The following is a 2,545-nucleotide window of genomic DNA, read 5'->3' as shown; positions in this document are numbered from 1 at the left end:
TTGCGCCGCGACTCTGCATGATGATCTCACGGAACTGTTTGAACGGGCCAGTACCGTGCGTCTTGGCGACGCTCGAGATCGTGATTGTTGTCGGGTTGGGAGCACGGCCGGGGCCGGCTAAAAGAGTCTTGCCGTTGGCGGACATGGGATCGGGTGCTGCGGTCATTTTTGGCTCCATCGTGCAAAACGCTTCAGAAGACAGCGGTAACAATCGACATTGGCGCAAATATGGCAACAATCTAGCTATAGGCTGAGAGCTTCGCTCAGAGCTAAACATATGGCCCGTTCGGGCATCACATCACCGCTCTAGCCTGACCCATTGGGTCGGCATGGCAGCTTTCACTTGGTGCCCGTCGCGGCTCTGTTGGTCGAGCGAATCTTTGCGGTGCGCAGTACACGAAACGCGCAAGTTGATCATGTCCGGCCTCGAACGGGTGGAAATCGACAAGCTTGCAGTTCCGCTTCTTGCGTGCGCGCTGGATGAGGGTCCCGATCTGTCTTGGCGTGCGGCGATATCGTTAATCGCCCCGATATACGGTATAGCGCATATAATTCCAGTATACGTCACAGCGTATAAAATACTCAAAGCCGACAGCGCATTGCACAGGTTGCAACGCCGCCAGAACTACAGTTTTTGAACCCCCAAGCGACCTCTTGCGCCATCTGCAGATGGCCTCTGAGATCTGCGCCGAAAATCCTGTTATACTGGCCGATGCACCAGAGCTGTCCAACGCCCCCACCAAAGGACCTGCAAAGCTCTCTAAGAACTGGAAAAGGAACCCCCACAACCAAACCAACAAACCCAAATCTCTTTCCCGCGAAGCGGCACTGTAAATCAGGCTCTGCCTGAAACACTGCGACCTAGGCTCCAAACCGCCTTCCCGACCTCAAGCACATGCCGCTCCTAGCGCCCCTGCCCTACAAGGCCGCCTGCCACCGCTTCTCCAAGCGTTCAATCGCCCGCCCAACCCGCCTGTTCAACCTACTGTACTTCAGACATTTGCCCGACGTATCCATCACACGCCGCGCCATTGCATGCCGCACGTCCGGATCTGCCTTCAACCGATCCTCGACATCAAGCTTGTGCGCCAGGCCCGCCACCCCGGATTTGCAGAACACGGCCCACTCCTCTGCATCGGGCTCCCCCTTTGCAGCCTCACTAAAAGTCGGCAGGGCAAACGACAGCAACCGACCCGTCCCGGCCAGCCCCCGCATCAGCAGATCCTCCATCGTCCCGAAACCGATCGCTTCCGGTCCCGTACCATCCCCGGCCACTTTATCCATAACCGTGAACTCCAGACGGGATCGCCTGTCCTTCACATCCAGATCCTCGGCAACCATCCCTTTGCGCCTGTCGGTGATCTTGTCCATCGACCTGAAATGCAGCTGCTCTTTCCTGTCACCATAATAAAACGTACTGTCGATGAAGGGTTGCTGATAAAACCGCGCAAAGCTTGCCGCGAAATCCTCTTTGGACAATCCCGAGGCCCGAAGATCCCTTCGAGACGTCATCCACGCCCATTCGGGTCGAAACACATTTTCGGTCAGGCTTTTTCGCTCAAACTTGAACCTGGGCTGGCGGCGACCGTCCCGGAACAGCGCGTGAAACTGGAGATGCTTGCGCATCAACTCCGTCATCCGCATTCGGGCAAGCGCAAGATCCCCGTCCGTCATTCCGGACCTGGCCACCGGGTAGGCATCCACGGACATCTCCAACCCGACAAGGGGCATGTCCCGCAAATCTTCACCGCGCCGCCCCAACTCCTTCAGAAACGCCCGCAGCAACGCCACGAGCCCTTCTGGCTGCGGTTCCTGCATCCTGACGCGGAAATACTGCCCGCGATAAGACGTCTCGCCATGCGGGCCCCAGACATAGCAACTGCGAAACCCCTTGTGGATCTTGTTCCGCGCCATCAGCGACCTTTGGAAGTTCACCGCCGCCAGTTCCTTCCCGGTCCCCATCCCGATCTCGATCCAATCGAACACCGCCCGGAACTGGTAATCCTCCAGATCGATCCGGGGCTCTGCCACCAAACGACCCTGCAAACGTCTCTGTTTGCCTGCCGACCCGAACGCGTAGGCCAAACGCAACGCATCGGGATCGATCAGACCGGCATAATCGGGATCGTGGAAAACCAATGGAAAGTCTTTGTGCATGCGGGCCATTCAGCCGACCGCCGGCACGATTGCAAGCCCTGTGCTAGATCCGATCCGAAGGCCCACGGGCAACACGCTGCATCCACGCACCGGATCGACCATGGTCTTGGAAAACCACGTTGTTTCGCAAACCAAAGATCTGGGATGGCGCGGCTGACTGAGTAGGGCGTCTCGCCCCAGCGAGCGCCCGTAAAGCGAAGGCCGACGCGACATCAAGATAAAGCTGTACCCTGTGCAACGTGGCTTCCCCCGCTGCACCCCCCTGCCCTGCATGGATGGCCCCCTTGGGAAAGGTCGGACAATCTAGTTGGTCGGTCCGGCACCCGTTTCATGGAGCTTGCACTCTACAGCGCGTCGGTATAATTTTACGGTATATTTTTGGAGTATA

Annotated in this window: 2 protein-coding genes; one reads left to right on the top strand and one right to left on the bottom strand. The window is 57.8% G+C overall.

Annotated features, from left to right (window positions below):
• The first annotated feature begins 669 nt into the window (after window positions 1–669).
• Window positions 670–834, top strand: coding sequence for a hypothetical protein (locus LCF60_RS24435; protein ID WP_292295122.1), 165 nt, complete (start codon window positions 670–672; stop codon window positions 832–834).
• Between the two features lie 84 nt (window positions 835–918).
• Here the strand turns inward: LCF60_RS24435 and LCF60_RS24430 are convergent, their stop codons facing one another.
• Window positions 919–2,157 carry a hypothetical protein gene (locus tag LCF60_RS24430; protein ID WP_292295121.1) on the bottom strand — a complete coding sequence of 413 codons (1,239 nt, stop codon included), beginning with the start codon at window positions 2,155–2,157 and terminating at the stop codon, window positions 919–921.
• Window positions 2,158–2,545: the final 388 nt, after the last annotated feature.

The sequence above is a fragment of the Marivita sp. genome (assembly GCF_020055635.1).
In the GTDB taxonomy this organism is placed as follows: Bacteria; Pseudomonadota; Alphaproteobacteria; order Rhodobacterales; family Rhodobacteraceae; genus Marivita.
Note: the sequence above shows the minus strand (reverse complement) of the source record. Positions and strands in the feature narration are given on the sequence as shown.

What these genes read in the sequence shown, in the direction of transcription:
- LCF60_RS24430 (WP_292295121.1), bottom strand. Translation starts at nt 2,157, where the DNA reads ATGCACAAAGACTTTCCATTGGTTTTCCACGATCCCGATTATGCCGGT.
- LCF60_RS24435 (WP_292295122.1), top strand. Translation starts at nt 670, where the DNA reads ATGGCCTCTGAGATCTGCGCCGAAAATCCTGTTATACTGGCCGATGCA.